This is a genomic window from Hymenobacter artigasi (genome assembly GCF_012275535.1).
In the GTDB taxonomy this organism is placed as follows: domain Bacteria; phylum Bacteroidota; class Bacteroidia; order Cytophagales; family Hymenobacteraceae; genus Hymenobacter; species Hymenobacter artigasi.
The window spans coordinates 99,319-114,706 of sequence record NZ_JAAVTK010000002.1; the positions used below are offsets into that span (position 1 = coordinate 99,319).

Sequence of the window (15,388 nt, forward strand, 5' to 3'; positions counted from 1 at the left end):
GGTACAAGCCAATACCACTGGCTCGGCGGTACGGCGGTAGCAGCATCCGCCTCCCGGCCAGCCGGCGCCATTCGTTTCTTGCTGGCCGCTCCCTCTTACCCTCTTTTATTTTGGTTGATAATTCTATTTCCCTGATACCGGCCAACGACGAGGCCCGCCTGCACGCCCTCGAAGGCTACCACCTGCTGGATGCGCGCAGCGAAAAAGTGCTCGATGACGTGGTGGCCGCCACGGCCCGGCTCTTCGGCGTGTCCAATGCCATGCTCTCCATCGTGGAGAAAGACCAGGTGCTGGTGAAAGCGCCCTACAACCTGCCCGTGGCCATTGAGCGCATCCCCCGCGAGCAAAGCCTGTGCTCGGCCACCATTCTGCAACACGACACGGCCGTGTTCGAAGACCTCAACCAGACCAGCGCCCCCGGCGTCGATATTTCCCTGCTGCAGCAGCTGGGCCTGAGCTTTTATGCCGGCCACAACCTGCGCACGCCCGAGGGCTACAACCTTGGCTCGCTGTGCGTGTACGACGGCCCGCCCCGGCAGTTTGCGCCCGTCGAGCGCGCCCTGCTGGCCACCCTGGCCGGCCTGGTGATGCGCCTGCTGGAGCTGCGCCGCACCCTGGGCGCGCACGCCGATAGCACCGCCGTGCTCTGGGACCCCGTGTACCGCGCCATTGGCGGGCAGCTGGCGCGCCTTAGCGCCCTGGCCGAGCGCACCACGCCCCCCGGCGGCCCCGCCCAGCTCACCGAGTCCGTGGTGGCCGAAGTGCAGGGCATCGCCGATGTGGTTGACCAGTTTGTGGCCGCCACGCTGAAGCGGGTGTAGCCCTTGAGCGCGGGGACGGTGTACTTTTGCCCCGTTTCCGTGTTTGCATCATTATGGTTGAAGAAATAAAGGTAAAAACGCTGGCCCTGCTCGGCGCTACGGGTTCCATTGGCACGCAGGCGCTGGAAGTGGTGCGGCAGCAGCCGGGCCGGTTCCGGGTGGCGGTGCTGAGCGCGCAGCGACAGTGGGAGCTGCTGGCCCGGCAGGCCCGCGAGTTTCGGCCCGCCGCCGTTGTTATTGGCGATGAAAGCTTTTATCAGCCCCTGAAAGAGGCCCTGGCCGACCAGCCCGAAACCGAAGTCCTGGCCGGCACCGCCGCCCTGGCCGAAGTAGTCACGCGCCCCGAAATCGACATCGTGCTTACCGCCCTCATGGGCTACGCCGGGCTATTGCCCACGGTGGCCGCCATCCGGGCGGGCAAGGACATTGCCCTCGCCAACAAGGAAACGCTGGTAGTAGCCGGCGAGCTGATTACCAGCCTCATCCGGCAGCACAACGTGCGCCTACTGCCCGTCGATTCGGAGCATTCGGCCATTTTCCAGTGCTTGGTGGGCGAGGAAGCCAACCCCATCGAGAAAATCATCCTCACGGCCTCGGGAGGGCCGTTCCGGGGCCGCACCGCCCAGCAGATGGAGTCTGTGACCAAGGCCCAGGCCCTGAAACACCCCAACTGGGACATGGGCGCGAAAATCACCATCGACTCGGCCTCCCTCATGAACAAAGGCCTCGAAGTGATTGAAGCCAAATGGCTTTTCGGGCTTACCAATGAGCAGATTGACGTGGTGGTGCACCCGCAAAGCATTGTGCACTCACTGGTGCAGTTCGAGGACGGCTCGCTGAAAGCCCAGCTCGGCCTGCCCGACATGAAGCTGCCCATTCAGTATGCCCTGGGCTACCCGCAGCGGCTGGCCAATACCTTCCCGCGCTTCTCCTTCCTCGACTACCCCACGCTCACCTTCGAAGCGCCTGACCGGGCCGCATTCCCCAACCTGGAGCTGGCTTTCGGGGCCATGCGGCGGGGCGGCAACGCGCCCTGCATCCTCAACGCGGCCAATGAAGTGGCCGTGGCTGCATTTTTGCGGGAGCAAGTGGGCTTCCGCCAAATGTCGGACCTCGTAGCTGAGTGCCTGGCGCGGGTATCGTACCTTGCAGAGCCGTTATTGGCCGACCTGGTGGCTACCGACGCGGAAACGCGGCGGGTTGCTGCGCGACTAATTAAGAGTTAATAATGATGAATTAACAATTGAGACCGGAGCCACAATGCTGCTTTGATTCTTTGTTACTGTTCATACTTGCTAATTTTTAATTCCTAATTCTTAATTCTTAATTCAATTCTTCCTTGGCTATCCTCACCATGATTGGCCAGCTTGTGCTGGCCCTTTCTATCCTCGTTGGCTTGCACGAATTCGGCCATTTCGCCTTCGCCAAGCTCTTTAAAATCCGGGTCGATAAGTTCTACATCTTCTTCGACTTCCTGTTTCCAATGCCCAACGTGGCCAACTTCGCGCTGGTCAAAAAGAAGATTGGCGAGACGGAGTACGGCATTGGCTGGTTCCCGCTGGGCGGCTACGTGCAGATTCACGGCATGATTGACGAGACGCAGGACGCCTCGGCCCTGGCCGGCCCGCCGCAGCCCGACGAGTTCCGGGGCAAGCCCGCCTGGCAGCGCCTGCTGGTAATGCTCGGCGGCATCATCATGAACGTGATTCTGGGCATCATCATCTTCACGGCGATGACGGCGCACTACGGCGACACGTTCCTGCCGGCTTCGGAGGCCCGCTACGGCATTCTGCCCAACGGCCTGGGCCGCGAAATCGGCTTCCGCACCGGCGACAAGATTGTAAAAATCAACGGCCGGCCGTTTGACGAGTTCGATGATGTGTATAAGCCGGAGGTGATTATGGGCGACAACTCCTACTACACCGTGGAGCGCAACGGCCAGCTGGCCGACATCAAAATCCCCAAAAACTTCCTCGATAAATTCGGCAAGCAAAGCGCCGACAGCCTGCTGGTGCGCCCCCGCGAAACCTTCGCCGTGGACCGCGTGACGCCCGGCGGCAACGCCGCCAAAGCCGGCCTGCAGGTGGGCGACGTGATTACGAATGTGGCCGGGCAGCCGGTGCAGTTTTTCGACGAGCTGCAAGCCACCCTGCTGGCCAACAAGGACAAAACCGTGCCCGTGCTGGTGCAGCGCGGCGGCCAGCCCCTCACGCTCAACATTCCGGTCACCAGCTCGGGCCGCATCGGTTTCGAGCGCAAGTCGACCCTGCAGCTCGGCACCCGCCAGTACACGCTGGCCGAGTCCATTCCGCAGGGCGTGAGCAAGGCTTTTGGGGTGATTGGCTTGCAGGCGCGGGCCTTCGGCAAGATTTTCAAGGGCGAGGCTTCGGCCTCGGAAAGCCTGGGCGGACCGGTGGAGATTGCGCAGCAGTTCGGCGGAATCTGGGACTGGCAGCACTTCTGGGGCCTGGCCGGCGGTTTGAGCATGGTGCTGGCATTCATGAACCTGCTGCCCATTCCGGCCCTCGATGGCGGCCACGTCGTGTTCCTGCTCTACGAGATGATTCTGCGCCGCAAGCCGTCGGACAAGTTTCTGGAAGGTGCCCAGCGCGTGGGCACGGTGATGATTCTGGCCCTGATGGCGTATGTGATTGTGTTTAAGCAGGTGATGAAGCTGTTCCACTAAGCGGAACCGAACCACCACAGAAGAACGTCATGCTGAGCGGAGCCGAAGCATCTCGCGTGTGGTAGTAATCCCCTCGTCCAACGATTGAGTTACTATGGCACGCAAGATGCTTCGGCTCCGCTCGGCATGACGTTCTTTTTTTTGTTTGCATTCGTCCTATTTCCCCTCCTTCCCCCGCCCATGCGCCTCCTCACCATCCTAGCGGCTGCGCTGCTGCTGTTTCCGCTGGCCGGGGCCGCGCCGGCGTTCCACGCCTACCACTCCACCATCACGGAGCTGCGCTACAACGCGGCCAAAAAGCAGCTGGAAATTTCGGTTAAAGTCTTCGTCGATGACTTCGAAAAGGCGCTTTCGCATGGCCAGCCCACACGCGTGAACCTCACCGATGCCGGGCCGCGCCCGCTGGTGCTGGCCACGGCCTACTTCCAGCGCACCCTGCAGGTGAGCGTGGTGACGGGCAAGCCGCTGCTGCTGCAAGTGCTGGGCATGCAGGCCGAAAACGACGGCTGCTGGTTCTATTGCAAAGTGCCGCTGCCCGGCCCGGTCACGGCCGTGAAGCTGCGCCAGGCCGTGCTCCTCGACACCTTTGCCGACCAGATGAACATCGTGAACATTGAGGCCAACGGCAAGAACCAAAGTGCGCTGTTCCGCGCCGGCCACGAGGAGGAAACCCTGGCGTGGTAGCATAGCGTGGCCTTTTAGTCCGCGTCCCCGCACCTTTGGGCGTTTACGAAACTCATCCCTTTCGTGCATTTCGTAAACGTTGATTCGTAGATGGATTTCTTAAACTCACCCCGCGCTATAAGGGCCATCTGACCAGTAGGTGCCGCGCTAGTTCCTACCATTCATTGAAAGGAGGGATTTTTAGGCAGCCCCCGGGGTCCGGTTACGGGAGTGCGGGCGCCAGGAGTGCCCGGCCGTGGAAGAAAAACCACTCGTCCCGAAACCCGCGCCGCCGGCTGCCCCGCGTCAGCCGGTACCAGACGCCGCGCAAGCGCAGCTGCTGGTCCACCTCGAGGCCGCCCACCTGGGGCCCGTTGGTCGACGAGGCCACGGTCGCCACCTGGTAGTGGTAGAGCGTGTCCGCCGTGCCGGGCAGGGGGGGTGACGGCGAACAGGTTCGTTTCCAACTGGGTGTAGCAGGTTTGGTAGCGTCCCGTTCGGGCGGTGTGGAGCGTGTCGCCCAAGTCCAGCAAGGGGGTTTCGGCCGCTTGGCAGGGCATGCGCCCGTCCAACGCGGTGGAAACCAATTCGGGCCAGTACCGCAACTGTCGGCCGGCCCGGCGCACCAGCAGGTCGAGCACGACGCGGTTCGCCACGTGGGCCGGCAACGCCGGGCCGGGGAGCCGGCCGAGCACGACTTGCAGCCGCACGTACGCGCCAGCCACGCCCACGCTGGGCACTCGCGGGTACGAGACCACCACGGTCACAAACCGGGCCTCGCCCCGGGCCCCGTCGTCCATGTTGCGAAACACGACCCAGCGGCTGACCTCCGGCGGCGCCGGCGCCGGGGAGCCCCCCCCGGTGGGCCCGAGCAGTAGCCAGCCCGTCAAGGCATGCAGCGCAGACAACCGGAGCAGGTGGGTCATGCAGGGCAAGTTAGTTACCATTTGCTTCTACTCGTGGCATCCATTCAGCCAAATGGTGTTACAAGGGCTCTCTCGGAATCGTGGTGGTTTCGGGCCCCCGGCCGGGGCACGGCCGACGTGGCGTTTTTCCGGTTTCGAGCCTTATGTTCCATCCCGTTTCTGACATGCCAACCAACTGCGGGCCTCGCGCGCTGCGGGGTTCTGGGCAACCATTCTGGCGTACGAGCATCTTGATTTCAGTTGCGGTAGCTTACGTGCCTGGCGCGGGCCCCATTCTTAGCAATCGGGGAAGCGGTTCGCATCGGATTTTTCAACGCTCAATCTGTCATATGCTCCGCCAATCTCCGCTGCTGTTTTGTTTGCTGGCAATACTGGCCCCGGCGCACGCTCAATCTACGGCCCCGGTGGTGGGTACCGTCAGCAGCCGCTCCACGGGACAGGGCATTCCATTCGTTAATATAGGCCTTCCTCAGCGCGGCCTGGGCACGGTGAGCGACGAGCAGGGCCGCTACCATTTGCCCTATAATGCGGCCTACGCAGCCGACACGGTGCGCATTTCCAGCGTGGGCTTTAAGCCGCTGCTGCTTCCCTTCGCAGCCCTGCTGGCCGCGCCGGCCATTGGTTTGGTGCCCGAACCGGTGGCGCTCAACGAGGTGAGCGTGACGGCAGCCGGGGCTTACCAGCATCCCAATACCGCGGGACTGGCCAAAGCTGCGCCGCGCATGAGCCTTCACCTGAGTGCCAACGAGCTGGGCACGGAGCTGGGCTGCCTCGTGCACCTGCAACACCGACCCGCCCTGGTGCAAAGCCTGCACGTAGTGGTGCTCAAAAACGAGGCGGGCCCCCTCACCTTTCGGCTGAACATCTATCGCCTGGATGCCCAGGGCCTGCCCACGACCGAAAAGCTCCTGGCGCGCGACGTGCTGATAACCGCTACGCCCGAGGCCGGCGTGCTAAGTGCCGACATCACGGCCGACCACTTGGTGCTCACCGAAGACTTTTTGCTGGCGCTGGAGTGGGTGAAAAACCCGCTGCCGGCGGGTCCCGACCTCACGCAGCGCATCAGCTTCGGGGGGGCCATGAAGTATGGGGCCCAGCTCTACTTCCGGCGCACCAGCCAAGCCCCCTGGACCAAACCCCGCTTTACGAGCAATATGCCCGCGCTGGGAATGCGGCCGGTCGTGGCCCTCTATGCCACCGTGAAGGATTAAAGAATAGTTACCGTTACCGCGCTGCTCCGTGCTCCTGATAACGCGTTAGTGCCTGGCTGTTTCGTTTCGGCTGGGGCTGCTGGCATGTCGGGCGAAAAAAGCTACTGGGTCGTCGGGCGAATCTCTTTGGGTATTGGCAAACAAATAGGGCAAAACCGCCGACTCATGGGCGCAGTGTTTTACGTGCTACCAACGAGCAGAAGTGCCTGACAGGTAGACTAGTCGTATAAAGCGCAGGCAAGGCCGGAAAGACTGTCACGATAAAGTCAGCGTGCACTTTCGCCTCTCGGAGCGAGTGCCAAAGCATAATTTCCATCGCCGCTTGCGCGATGTGTTAGCTTGGGCGTTTTTGCGTCAACAGACCCGCCCCGACTACAGCCACACTGGACAGCCCTCGCTCGACCCGGTCGTCGTCTTCAAGTTGGTGCTCGTGGGGCGCTTGGAAAATATTGTCAGCGACCGGCGCTTGCTCGAGCAGTGCGCCCGGCGCCTAGCTATTCGCTACTTCCCGGGCGATGAAGTAGCCGAAGACTTACCCTGGCACTCGACGAGTAGCCGCACCCGTCAGCGGTACCCCACCGCCGTGTTCGAGCACCTCTTTGACTAGGTGTTTGCCCAGTACGTGTACGCGGGGCTATTAGCGGGCGATACGCAGGTCGTGGATTCGGCCCCTGTCAAAGCAGCGGATTCGCTTGATAGTCTGCGCGAGAAGTAAGCGCCCGGAGCCCCTCATTCCCAAACACTTGCTGAAGCGGAGAGAATTACGCCTGACCGATAGTAGCGGATGGCATCGCAAAAGCCGGTTGTTACTCCGTTCGCCAGCATCGCAACGAACCGAATGTTATAGGCGGTGCTGCTAAGTTCAAAAAGTAATGATGGCCGGCGTTTAAATCAATTGTTTACAAAGTCATTTTCCAAGACTTAACGATAAGAAATCTATAAAGAAATGACAAAAGATAAGCACTTTTATATTTCGGTATTTTTGGTAATAGGCACCAAAAATTAATCCAAGCAGAAAGGGCACAAACATATTTATTAATGTGCCATATCCGATATGAGCTGCTCCAAATAGTAAGGCGGAGAATATAACAGGCAAATAGCTGTTTTTGAATAAAATGTTGAGTCTTGGGATTAAGTAACCACGAAAAATTAATTCTTCTACCACACCGGCCGTAACACAAGTAAGTACAAGCAATACTGGATGCGCGTGCATGTAGGCTAACATCTCATGTACTACTTGACTGGTTTGTGCTTTCACCCCGAATTTAGAGAGAAGCGGTTGTAATGCCCCGGCAAGAAAGGATAATCCTAGAACTGAGATAATAGAGATAAAATAGAAGAGGACCGGCTGTTTTTCGTCTGCCCACAAAAGAAGACGTTGCTTTTCTATTTTGACGGCATATAGATAGATTAACAGGAGCCAAATCCAAACAATGAGTTTTTTTGCGTAACCATAGCTCAAAAAACTCGGAAATTGCGGGCCACTCAGCAATACAATGAATGGAAAGCTAACAGCCATCAACACGCCAATAATCATGTGCGTTTTTCCCTGGCTTTCTCTGTTATCCATTGTTGATTTCATGTTAGTACGCCTTCCGACGTGCTGGTTTAAGTAAGCAGAATGAGCTTGGCGAAGCATTGGCTACTGCATTTGTATTCCCGAAACTGACGGAGGTTTAAGGCTTTTGGAACCGGCGCTCCACCCACCTGCCCGTGCCCCGCATCACCAAAGGCGCCGGCCCAGATAGCCCAGCGGAGGGTGAGCGCCGGGTGCACCGTTGCCGAAGGACCCCGACGGGAGGTGTTTCGTCACCGCCGAACCGCCCCCCTGGCCATCCCGTACACCAGGCGCAAGGCGTAGAGATGAATGCGGCGGACGCCTTCGTGGCGTTCGGAGCGATGGAAGAGGGCACGGGGGTGAAAGGGCATTGGCTTGGTTGAAGTTAGGCGGTAACCGGGGCGCTGGCGGTCCGGTATGGCGTTACGGGGACTGGCCATTTGGCCACGTCGACGCCTTTAATCAGCAGCCACAGGCAAAACGACGACTCGCCCAGCAGGGGCAGCAGTAGGATACCGGGCAGCAGGACATCGGCCAGGGCGGGGGCAAAAAGCGCCGCCCAGCAGGCCAGCAGGTAGCTGGCCCCCGCCACTTGCAGCAGCCGGCCCACCGCCTTGGGCAAGTAGCCCGACTGGACAATCAAGTACCCGTTGAGCAGGCACGTGACGCCAAAAAAGAGCAGCGCCAGGTTGAAAGCCAGTTCGTGCGACTTCAAGGCCATGTTGGCCAGCGCCGAAACCTGCGCGCCCCCAAACGCGTGGCGGTACCCGGCATTAGCCAACGTGGGCATCACCAGCAGCAGAAACACTTTGCTGACGGCCTCTACTGCGAGCGAAACGGCGTTGAACAGCAACGAGAGCAGCGCCAGGGACCGGCTCACCGGCCGCAGCAACAAGTATTCAATCCACAACAGGGGGACGGCCAACAACACGACGAGCACATTGGCCGCCACGCCCCCCTGCCAGAGCCCGGGCGCGGCCAGAATGTTGCGCGCCGAAGCAGCCGCGTCGCCCGCGACCAGCAGCTTGTTCGTGACGAATCCCTCCGAAAAAGCCCCAAATAGGATGATGGCCAAATACAGCGCCCCGCCGAGGCGGGCGTATCCTTGAGGCGAGGCATTAACCGAACGCATAAGCAGTGAGGCTCCTAGGGGGGCAAGCAGTGGGTGGAAAGGACCCGGTGGCGAAGGCCACAGGGGGGCAGCAAACCAGCATGAGGTCCTGGCAAGCGGCCCTGACGGGCAGATGCCGGCGAACCGGCGCAGGTTGCCTGCCTGGAAAATAAAAGTTCTCCCGGCAGGCAACCGACGCAGCCTCAACCCGCCCGCTGGCGCGCGTCTCCGACACGCTGCCTGCTGGCTTCGAGCCTGCGGCTCGCCGTCCGAATAACCACCAATCAAGTCGTTGAGTCGCGCGTCAGCGACGCGAAAGCAATGGGCAACGCGTCTTCGGCTCAATAAGAATGAGACTGTCGAGCATCCATCGGCGAACAGTGAACCTATTGTCGCAGCTTAAGGGGGGGGCGCTCCAATGAGGAATTCGATGAGGGCGGCTAAATCTAACGGCGGCATACTTGATTTTCAACCCGCATGGGCAGTTCTTAAAACCCCATGCGCAATCGCAAGCCATAACGCTCGTGGCTGGTGCAGAATGTTGCTCAACGACCTGAAAAGCGGCCGAAGTAAACGTCAAGCGGAGGAAAAGGTCCAGAAAGGGTTCTTTTGAAGCTGATTCGAGCTTAATCAACCGATGCTCGATGATTAGTTCGGAGTTCTGCAACAGCCACTCGAGTTTACGAGAACGGTGATTTAAATGAGCCGAGAAGGCCCTTTCACATGTTACAAACGGTTGTGCCCAGCACGTAAAATCACTGTCTCAGCAGCCGTTCTCCGTGTCTTAACGTGCTGTATTTACACTTTCTGAGGGAACGCCTACAAGCTCATGTTACTTCGCTATCGCCCCGCGCAGGAACTGGCAGAACGGTACCATCGCCGCAAAAACCTCCGCTACGTGGGCGCGGAAATCGGCGTGGCTCAGCACGGCCTCATCGGCCATCTGATGCGTGGCGGTGAAGCTTTTGTGCTTGAGCAACTCGATTTCGGGATGGTCGACGGAGTAGGCAGCGGGGGATTTTTTCAACTTGTCGCCGCTCATGGTATCGAAGTAGCGCCGGAAATCGGGCGCGTTCAGAATGGCTTTTAGCTCCTCGGCGCTGTAGTCGATTTCCTGTCGGATGGCGGCCAGCTGGGTTTTATCGGGCTGGTAGAATCCGCCGCCGATGAGCGTGTTGCCATTGGGGCCAATCTGCACGTAGTAGCCGGGCGTTTCAATGTCCTTGCCGCTGGCGGTGAAGTAGGCCGAAAAGTGCGTTTTGTACGGGTCCTTGTTGTTGCTGAACCGGACATCGCGGTAGATGCGGAAGATGCTTTTGCGGCCGTCGGAGCCGGCTACGCCCGGGTCGAGTTTCTGTAGTTCCTGAAACCAGAATTCGGCATCTTCCTCAAATTGCTTGCGAAGCTGGTCGTAGGTGGGCTTGCGCTCCTGGAACCAGGGCCGGTCGTTGTGTTTGGTGAGGGCAGTTAGGAAGGTGAAGAGGGGTTTGAGCTGCATGGAGTTGTGCGGTAAGCTTTAGCTTGCCGTATCAGGTAAGGTGAAAAATGCCTTGGTTAGCGGTTGATGTTGATAACCACAACTACTTACGGCAAGCTAAAGCTTACCGCACATCGTCGTCATCTTCCTCTTCCGCCTCGTGTTTCGTTTTGGCTTCGCGCACGGCGGCGCTGCGGCGCGGGGCAGGCATACGGCTGTGCTCGCCCCGAATGGCCTGCCAGATATTCTCGTTGAAAGCCAGGTCGGGGGCGGCGTCTTCGCGGCTCAGGTCGAACTTGAGGGAGCGGCGGGCGGGGGCGTTGAAGGCGGTGTTGCGCACGTCCTGCGGGGTGGTGGCGGGGCGTGAGGTGTAGGGTTTGAAATCGGGCTTCGCGGTGAAGCAGGCCCAGAGCGGCAGGGCGGCGGCATCGTACTGGCTCATGGGCGGCAGGCCGAGGATGAGCTCCAGCGTGCGCAGCATGCCGGAGGTGGTGTAGGCGGTGTGCACCACGGCGTGGCGGCGGATGTAGGGCCCCGCGAGGTAGGCGGTGGAGCGGTGGGCGTCGATGTGGTCGGGGCCGTTTTGGGCGTCGTCCTCCACCACCATCACCACCGATTCTTTCCAGACGGCACTTTTGGAGAGGTGCTCGATGAGGCGGCCCAGGGCCAGGTCGTTGTCGGCGGCGTAGCTCAGCGGGCTGAGCTCGCCTTTGCGGGCACCGTAGGTATGGTCGTTGGGCAGGCGGATGATGCTGAGGTCGGGCAGTTGGTTGGCGGCCACGAGACGGTCGAAATCCTGCTCCCATATTTTTTCGCGGTCAACGTCCCGCACGTGCAGATCGAAGCCAGCGTAGGGTTCGCAAAAGTGGCCTTCGATGGCCGGCAGGCTGGCTTTGCCTTGGTACACAAACTCGCCGTAGCTGCGGTAGCTGCGGCCGGCGCGGCGGCAGTAATCCCACAGGAAGCCGTCTTTGGGCTCGGCAACTTCGCCGCGCTTGCCCTCAAAATCGTACTCGCCGCCCCGGCCGCTGTAGTTGCCGGGCCAGCTTTTCTCCACGAAATCGGTGGCGTAGGCGGCGGTGCTCCAGTTGTGGCCGTCGGCGCTCACTTCGGCATCGACGTAGAAATTATCGAGCAGCACAAACTCCCGGGTGAGGGCGTGGTGGTTGGGCGTCACCTTGTCGGGGAAGAGGCAGAGGCTGGCATCGCCGTTGCCGGCGGGCAAATCGCCCAAAACCTGGTCGTAGGTGCGGTTTTCCTTGATGATGTAGAAGACGTGTTTGATAGGCGAGGCCTCGCCCACGCGGCGGGGTATGGGGCTGCCGGCGGGCACTTCGGGCGCAGCCTCGCGGGCTTTGGTGAAGGGCGTGTTGGCATACACCTGGGCCGAGAACGCGGCCATGGCTTTTTCGTCGGGCACGGGCAGGCGCGAGAGCGAACCCAGCAGCAGCCCGCCGATGTAGCCTTTGCCTTTTTCGCCGTCGTCGCGCACCGGGTTGGGGCCGTTGGGGTTAGGCCGGGAAGTGCTGCCTTTGCCGTTGGCAATCAGCAGCTGGTTGCCGGCCACGGCCACCGCCGTAGGGTACCATCCGGTGGGGATAAAGCCCAACGGCCGGCTGGCGGCGGCATCGCGCACGTCGAACACGGCCAGGCAGTTGTTGTCGGCGTTGGCGATAAACAGCTGGCTGTCATCGGCGTTCAGGGCCAAGCCATCGGGGGTGCTGCCGGCGGGCGAGGCGGGAAACAGGGCCGTGTTGAGCGTTTCGGTCACGCGGCCAAGGCGGGTATCAATCACCGAAACCGAGTTGCTGTTGGCATTGGCCACGAACAGGCGGCGGCCGTCGCGGGTCAGCACCAGGTCGTTGGGGTGGCTTTCGACGGGAATTGAAGCCAGCATCTGCTGTTTTTCCACATCGTAAACCGCCACCGCGTGGCCGCCCCAGAGCGTGATGTAAAGCCGGGCGCCGTCGGGGCTAAGCCGGGTGCCGTAGGCTTCGGCCGGCAGCCGGAGGGTGCGCAGGATGCGGCGCGTTTTCAGGTCGAAGGTGTAGAGCGAATTATCCTCCCGCGTCACGGCGTAGAGCACGTTGCGGCGGCCATCGACGGCGAGGCCGGCCACGCCGATTTTCTGCTTGGGCCATTTTGCGCCCAGCACCAAAGCACTGTCAGGCAGCAGCTTCCGGCCTTCAATCCGGAAGCAGTGAATACGATTGTGCTGCCCGCCGGAGGCGTAAAGCGTGCGGCCATCGGGCGCGAAAGACAGGCCGGCCCAGGCGGCCGGCACCACGCGGGTATCGAGCACCTGGCCGGTGGCGGCATCGAGGAGCTGCACCGAGTTTTCGCCCCAGCCGGCATTGGTCACGGCGGCCAGGCGGCCGTCGGGGCTGGTTTCGAGGCTCAGGGGGAGGTCGCCGAGGGGCGTGGTGGTGCCGGCGGGGCTGAGTTTCCAGCCGTTGGAAAGCAGCGTCTGGATGGTGCCGGCAATGGGGCCGGGCAGCACACCGGGCGCTTCGGGCGCGGCCTGGGTGCTGGGGTGGCCAGAGCAGCCAAGCAGCGCCAGCAACGGCAAGAAGAGGGCGAGGCGGCGGGATGTAAAGGGAATCAGCATAAGCAAGCGGCCGGACGCAGGAACAACCACGCCAGCCGCCGCGAAGGTAGCGGACGGGCCGCGCCGCGCCCATTACGCGGGCGTTACGGATGCGGTGCCTGAACTTTTATCAAGCGCATAAAATAGAAACTCCTGAATGCCGTTGTAGCCGCATTCCTATTCATTCCGGTTTGTTTCTATGCTGCGTCGACTCTCGTGTTGCGTGCTTCTGCTATTGCCCGTTTTTCAGCTGCTGGCCCAGTCCTGCACCCCACCCGCCGAGGGACAGTCCGGCCCGAACCCGGCCGATTTCTGGCGGCAGCAGCGGCTGTTTCCCCGGGTGCGGGCAGCCGAAGCTACGGCTGGCCCGGCCGTGGCCAGCCGGTTGCGCACCCACTACCTCGACCCGCGCCGACTGGAAATTATGTTCCGCCTCGTGAAAACCCGCGTGGAGCTGGAAGTGTGGGCGCGCAACCGGGGCGGCGGGCCATTTGAACTGCTGCACGCCTACCCGTTGGCGGCCACCTCGGGCACGCTCGGCCCCAAGCGCCGCGCCGGCGACTACCAGGTGCCGGAGGGCTTTTATGAAATCGACCGCTTCAACCCCAACAGCAATTTCCTCCTCTCGCTGGGCCTCAACTACCCCAATGCCGCCGATTTGGCGCTGGGCGAGCCCAATCCCGGCGGCGACATTTTCATCCACGGCGGCGCGGCCAGCGTTGGCTGCCTGCCCATCACCGATGCCGGCATCGAGGAAGTGTACCTGCTGGCCATCACGGCCCGGGCGGCGGGGCAGGCGGTGATTCCGGTGCACATTTTCCCGTTTCCAATCACCGAAGTAGAGCTGGCTAGGCACGCCACCAGCCCGCACCTCATCTTCTGGCGGGGTCTGATGCCGGGCTATGCTCATTTTGAAAAGCAGCATGAGCCGGCGGAACTGATGGAGCTGGCCGTGAAGTAGCGCGAACTTTAGCTGCTACCTTGCTGCCGTGCCGCGTTTCCTCCTGCTTTTCCTGGCCCTTATTGCCCTGTTCAACGTTAGCCGCGTGCTGCGCGAACCCCGCCCCGATGCGGACCGGCCCATGGATTTCCGCACCTGCTACGTGGGCCAGCAGGTGCTGCGCCAGGGCGAAAACCCCTACGATAACGCAGTGCTGAAAGCCGGCTGGCAGCGCATCGTTCAGCAAGAGAATATAGTTAGCCGCACCCAGCCGGGGCTGCCCAACCTGCCGTTTCTGTACCCACCGTGGGCGGCGGGGCTGTTCGGCGGCACCATTGGCCAGCTGCCTTATGCGCTGGCGTGGCCGCTGTGGTACGGGCTGGCCCTGCTGAGTCTGGTGCTGCTGGCCAGGCTGTGGCCCAAAGCGCTGCACATTGAAAATGCGGATACGGTGCCGTGGTGGCATTTTCTGCTGGCCGCCGTGGCGCTGAAAGGCACCGTACCGGCCCTGCTCACCGGCCAGCCCACGTTTGCGGCGCTGGCGCTGGGCGTGGGCGCGCTGGCGGTGGGCGGCGGGGTGAAACGGTCTTTTGATGGCACCGACACCACCGGCAAACCAACGGCGGCAACCGCTCCGAAAGAAGCAACAGCTACCCCAGCCGCCCAAAAAAATCCGCTCTGGACGCCGATAATAGCGGGCGTATTGCTAGGCCTGGCCGCGTTCAAAGTCACCCTGCTCCTGCCCTTTGCCGCGTGGTTTCTCTGGAAAAAGCAGTGGCTGACGCTGGCCGTGGCCGCTGCCGTAGTGGCGCTGCTGAGTGCGGTGGCGTTCTACTGGGCCGCTTTTCCAGCGGGGTTATTGCCCACCTACCAGCACCTGGTGGCGCAGGTGCGCGCCCAGTCCTTCGACCCCGCCGACCCCGATTACCCCCTCACCCAGGGCCTGACGCTGCGCCTGGAACTGGCCAACGTGCTGGAATGGCTGCGCCCCGGCAGTAGCCCCTGGCACCTGCTGCTGCACGGCGCGCTGTGGCTGGCGGCCGGCCTGCGGCTGCTATGGCTCCGGCGGCAGCGGCGGCAGCGGCGGCTGGCCGATTGGCACCTGTTTCTGGTCCTGAGCACGCTCACGCTGCTCACCACCTACCACCTGTACTACGATGCCATTCTACTGCTGCCGCTGCTGCTGTTCAGCCGGTACCTGCCGCGCCGGTTGCAGTGGTGGCTGCTGGTATTCATGCTGCCGCTGCTGCTGCCGCTCAATGGCATTGCGCTGGCGCTGGGCAACCCGGTGGGGCTGCACGTTCTGTATTTCCTGCCGCCCCTGGGGCTGCTGGGGGTGCTGGGGCTGTTGCTGGCGCGGCCCCTTCACCTCACCCCCGGCCCCTCTCCCGCGGAGAGGGGAGCCTGA

12 protein-coding genes are annotated in these 15,388 nt (G+C 61.7%); 8 read left to right on the forward strand and 4 right to left on the reverse strand.

What is annotated here, in order from left to right:
- The first annotated feature begins 110 nt into the window (after positions 1-110).
- From HBN54_RS03890 to HBN54_RS03915, 6 genes are all read left to right on the forward strand, one after another.
- Positions 111-821 carry a GAF domain-containing protein gene (locus tag HBN54_RS03890; protein ID WP_168671852.1) on the forward strand — a complete coding sequence of 237 codons (711 nt, stop codon included), beginning with the start codon at positions 111-113 and terminating at the stop codon, positions 819-821.
- Positions 822-874: 53 nt separating this feature from the next.
- Positions 875-2,047, forward strand: coding sequence for a 1-deoxy-D-xylulose-5-phosphate reductoisomerase (locus HBN54_RS03895; protein ID WP_168671853.1), 1,173 nt, complete (start codon positions 875-877; stop codon positions 2,045-2,047).
- 113 nt (positions 2,048-2,160) lie between these two features.
- Positions 2,161-3,507 (forward strand): RIP metalloprotease RseP, encoded by a 1,347-nt coding sequence (gene rseP / locus HBN54_RS03900; protein ID WP_168671854.1) that lies wholly within the window; start codon positions 2,161-2,163, stop codon positions 3,505-3,507.
- A gap of 180 nt (positions 3,508-3,687) precedes the next feature.
- Complete coding sequence (locus tag HBN54_RS03905; RefSeq protein WP_168671855.1) at positions 3,688-4,191, forward strand: DUF6702 family protein; 504 nt, start codon at positions 3,688-3,690, stop codon at positions 4,189-4,191.
- Between the two features lie 1,234 nt (positions 4,192-5,425).
- Positions 5,426-6,307, forward strand: a complete 882-nt coding sequence (locus tag HBN54_RS03910) for a carboxypeptidase-like regulatory domain-containing protein (protein ID WP_168671856.1) — start codon at positions 5,426-5,428, stop codon at positions 6,305-6,307.
- A gap of 349 nt (positions 6,308-6,656) precedes the next feature.
- Positions 6,657-6,914 (forward strand): transposase, encoded by a 258-nt coding sequence (locus HBN54_RS03915; RefSeq protein ID WP_168671857.1) that lies wholly within the window; start codon positions 6,657-6,659, stop codon positions 6,912-6,914.
- Positions 6,915-7,214: 300 nt separating this feature from the next.
- Here the strand turns inward: HBN54_RS03915 and HBN54_RS03920 are convergent, their stop codons facing one another.
- From HBN54_RS03920 to HBN54_RS03935, 4 genes are all read right to left on the reverse strand, one after another.
- A complete protein-coding gene (locus tag HBN54_RS03920) occupies positions 7,215-7,946 on the reverse strand; it encodes a CPBP family intramembrane glutamic endopeptidase (protein ID WP_168671858.1) in 732 nt (243 codons plus the stop codon).
- 304 nt (positions 7,947-8,250) lie between these two features.
- On the reverse strand, positions 8,251-8,997 hold the full coding sequence (locus tag HBN54_RS03925) for a DUF4386 domain-containing protein (RefSeq protein WP_210427941.1): 747 nt from the start codon (positions 8,995-8,997) through the stop codon (positions 8,251-8,253).
- A gap of 811 nt (positions 8,998-9,808) precedes the next feature.
- Positions 9,809-10,474 (reverse strand): DUF2461 domain-containing protein, encoded by a 666-nt coding sequence (locus tag HBN54_RS03930; RefSeq protein ID WP_168671859.1) that lies wholly within the window; start codon positions 10,472-10,474, stop codon positions 9,809-9,811.
- 103 nt (positions 10,475-10,577) lie between these two features.
- Positions 10,578-13,061 (reverse strand): beta-propeller fold lactonase family protein, encoded by a 2,484-nt coding sequence (locus HBN54_RS03935; protein ID WP_168671860.1) that lies wholly within the window; start codon positions 13,059-13,061, stop codon positions 10,578-10,580.
- A 178-nt stretch (positions 13,062-13,239) separates the two neighbouring features.
- Between HBN54_RS03935 and HBN54_RS03940 the strand changes: the two genes are divergently transcribed.
- Both HBN54_RS03940 and HBN54_RS03945 read left to right on the forward strand, forming a co-directional pair.
- Positions 13,240-14,001 (forward strand): L,D-transpeptidase family protein, encoded by a 762-nt coding sequence (locus HBN54_RS03940; RefSeq protein WP_210427942.1) that lies wholly within the window; start codon positions 13,240-13,242, stop codon positions 13,999-14,001.
- 28 nt (positions 14,002-14,029) lie between these two features.
- The gene (locus tag HBN54_RS03945) at positions 14,030-15,388 is read left to right on the forward strand and encodes a glycosyltransferase 87 family protein (RefSeq protein ID WP_168671862.1); all 1,359 of its coding nucleotides are present in this window, start codon (positions 14,030-14,032) and stop codon (positions 15,386-15,388) included.

Excerpts from the sequence above, each read along its gene's own strand:
- HBN54_RS03905 (WP_168671855.1), top strand. The coding sequence starts at position 3,688 with ATGCGCCTCCTCACCATCCTAGCGGCTGCGCTGCTGCTGTTTCCGCTG.
- HBN54_RS03925 (WP_210427941.1), bottom strand. The coding sequence starts at position 8,997 with ATGCGTTCGGTTAATGCCTCGCCTCAAGGATACGCCCGCCTCGGCGGG.
- HBN54_RS03910 (WP_168671856.1), top strand. The coding sequence starts at position 5,426 with ATGCTCCGCCAATCTCCGCTGCTGTTTTGTTTGCTGGCAATACTGGCC.
- HBN54_RS03940 (WP_210427942.1), top strand. The coding sequence starts at position 13,240 with ATGCTGCGTCGACTCTCGTGTTGCGTGCTTCTGCTATTGCCCGTTTTT.
- HBN54_RS03895 (WP_168671853.1), top strand. The coding sequence starts at position 875 with ATGGTTGAAGAAATAAAGGTAAAAACGCTGGCCCTGCTCGGCGCTACG.
- HBN54_RS03935 (WP_168671860.1), bottom strand. The coding sequence starts at position 13,061 with ATGCTGATTCCCTTTACATCCCGCCGCCTCGCCCTCTTCTTGCCGTTG.
- HBN54_RS03920 (WP_168671858.1), bottom strand. The coding sequence starts at position 7,946 with ATGCTTCGCCAAGCTCATTCTGCTTACTTAAACCAGCACGTCGGAAGG.
- HBN54_RS03930 (WP_168671859.1), bottom strand. The coding sequence starts at position 10,474 with ATGCAGCTCAAACCCCTCTTCACCTTCCTAACTGCCCTCACCAAACAC.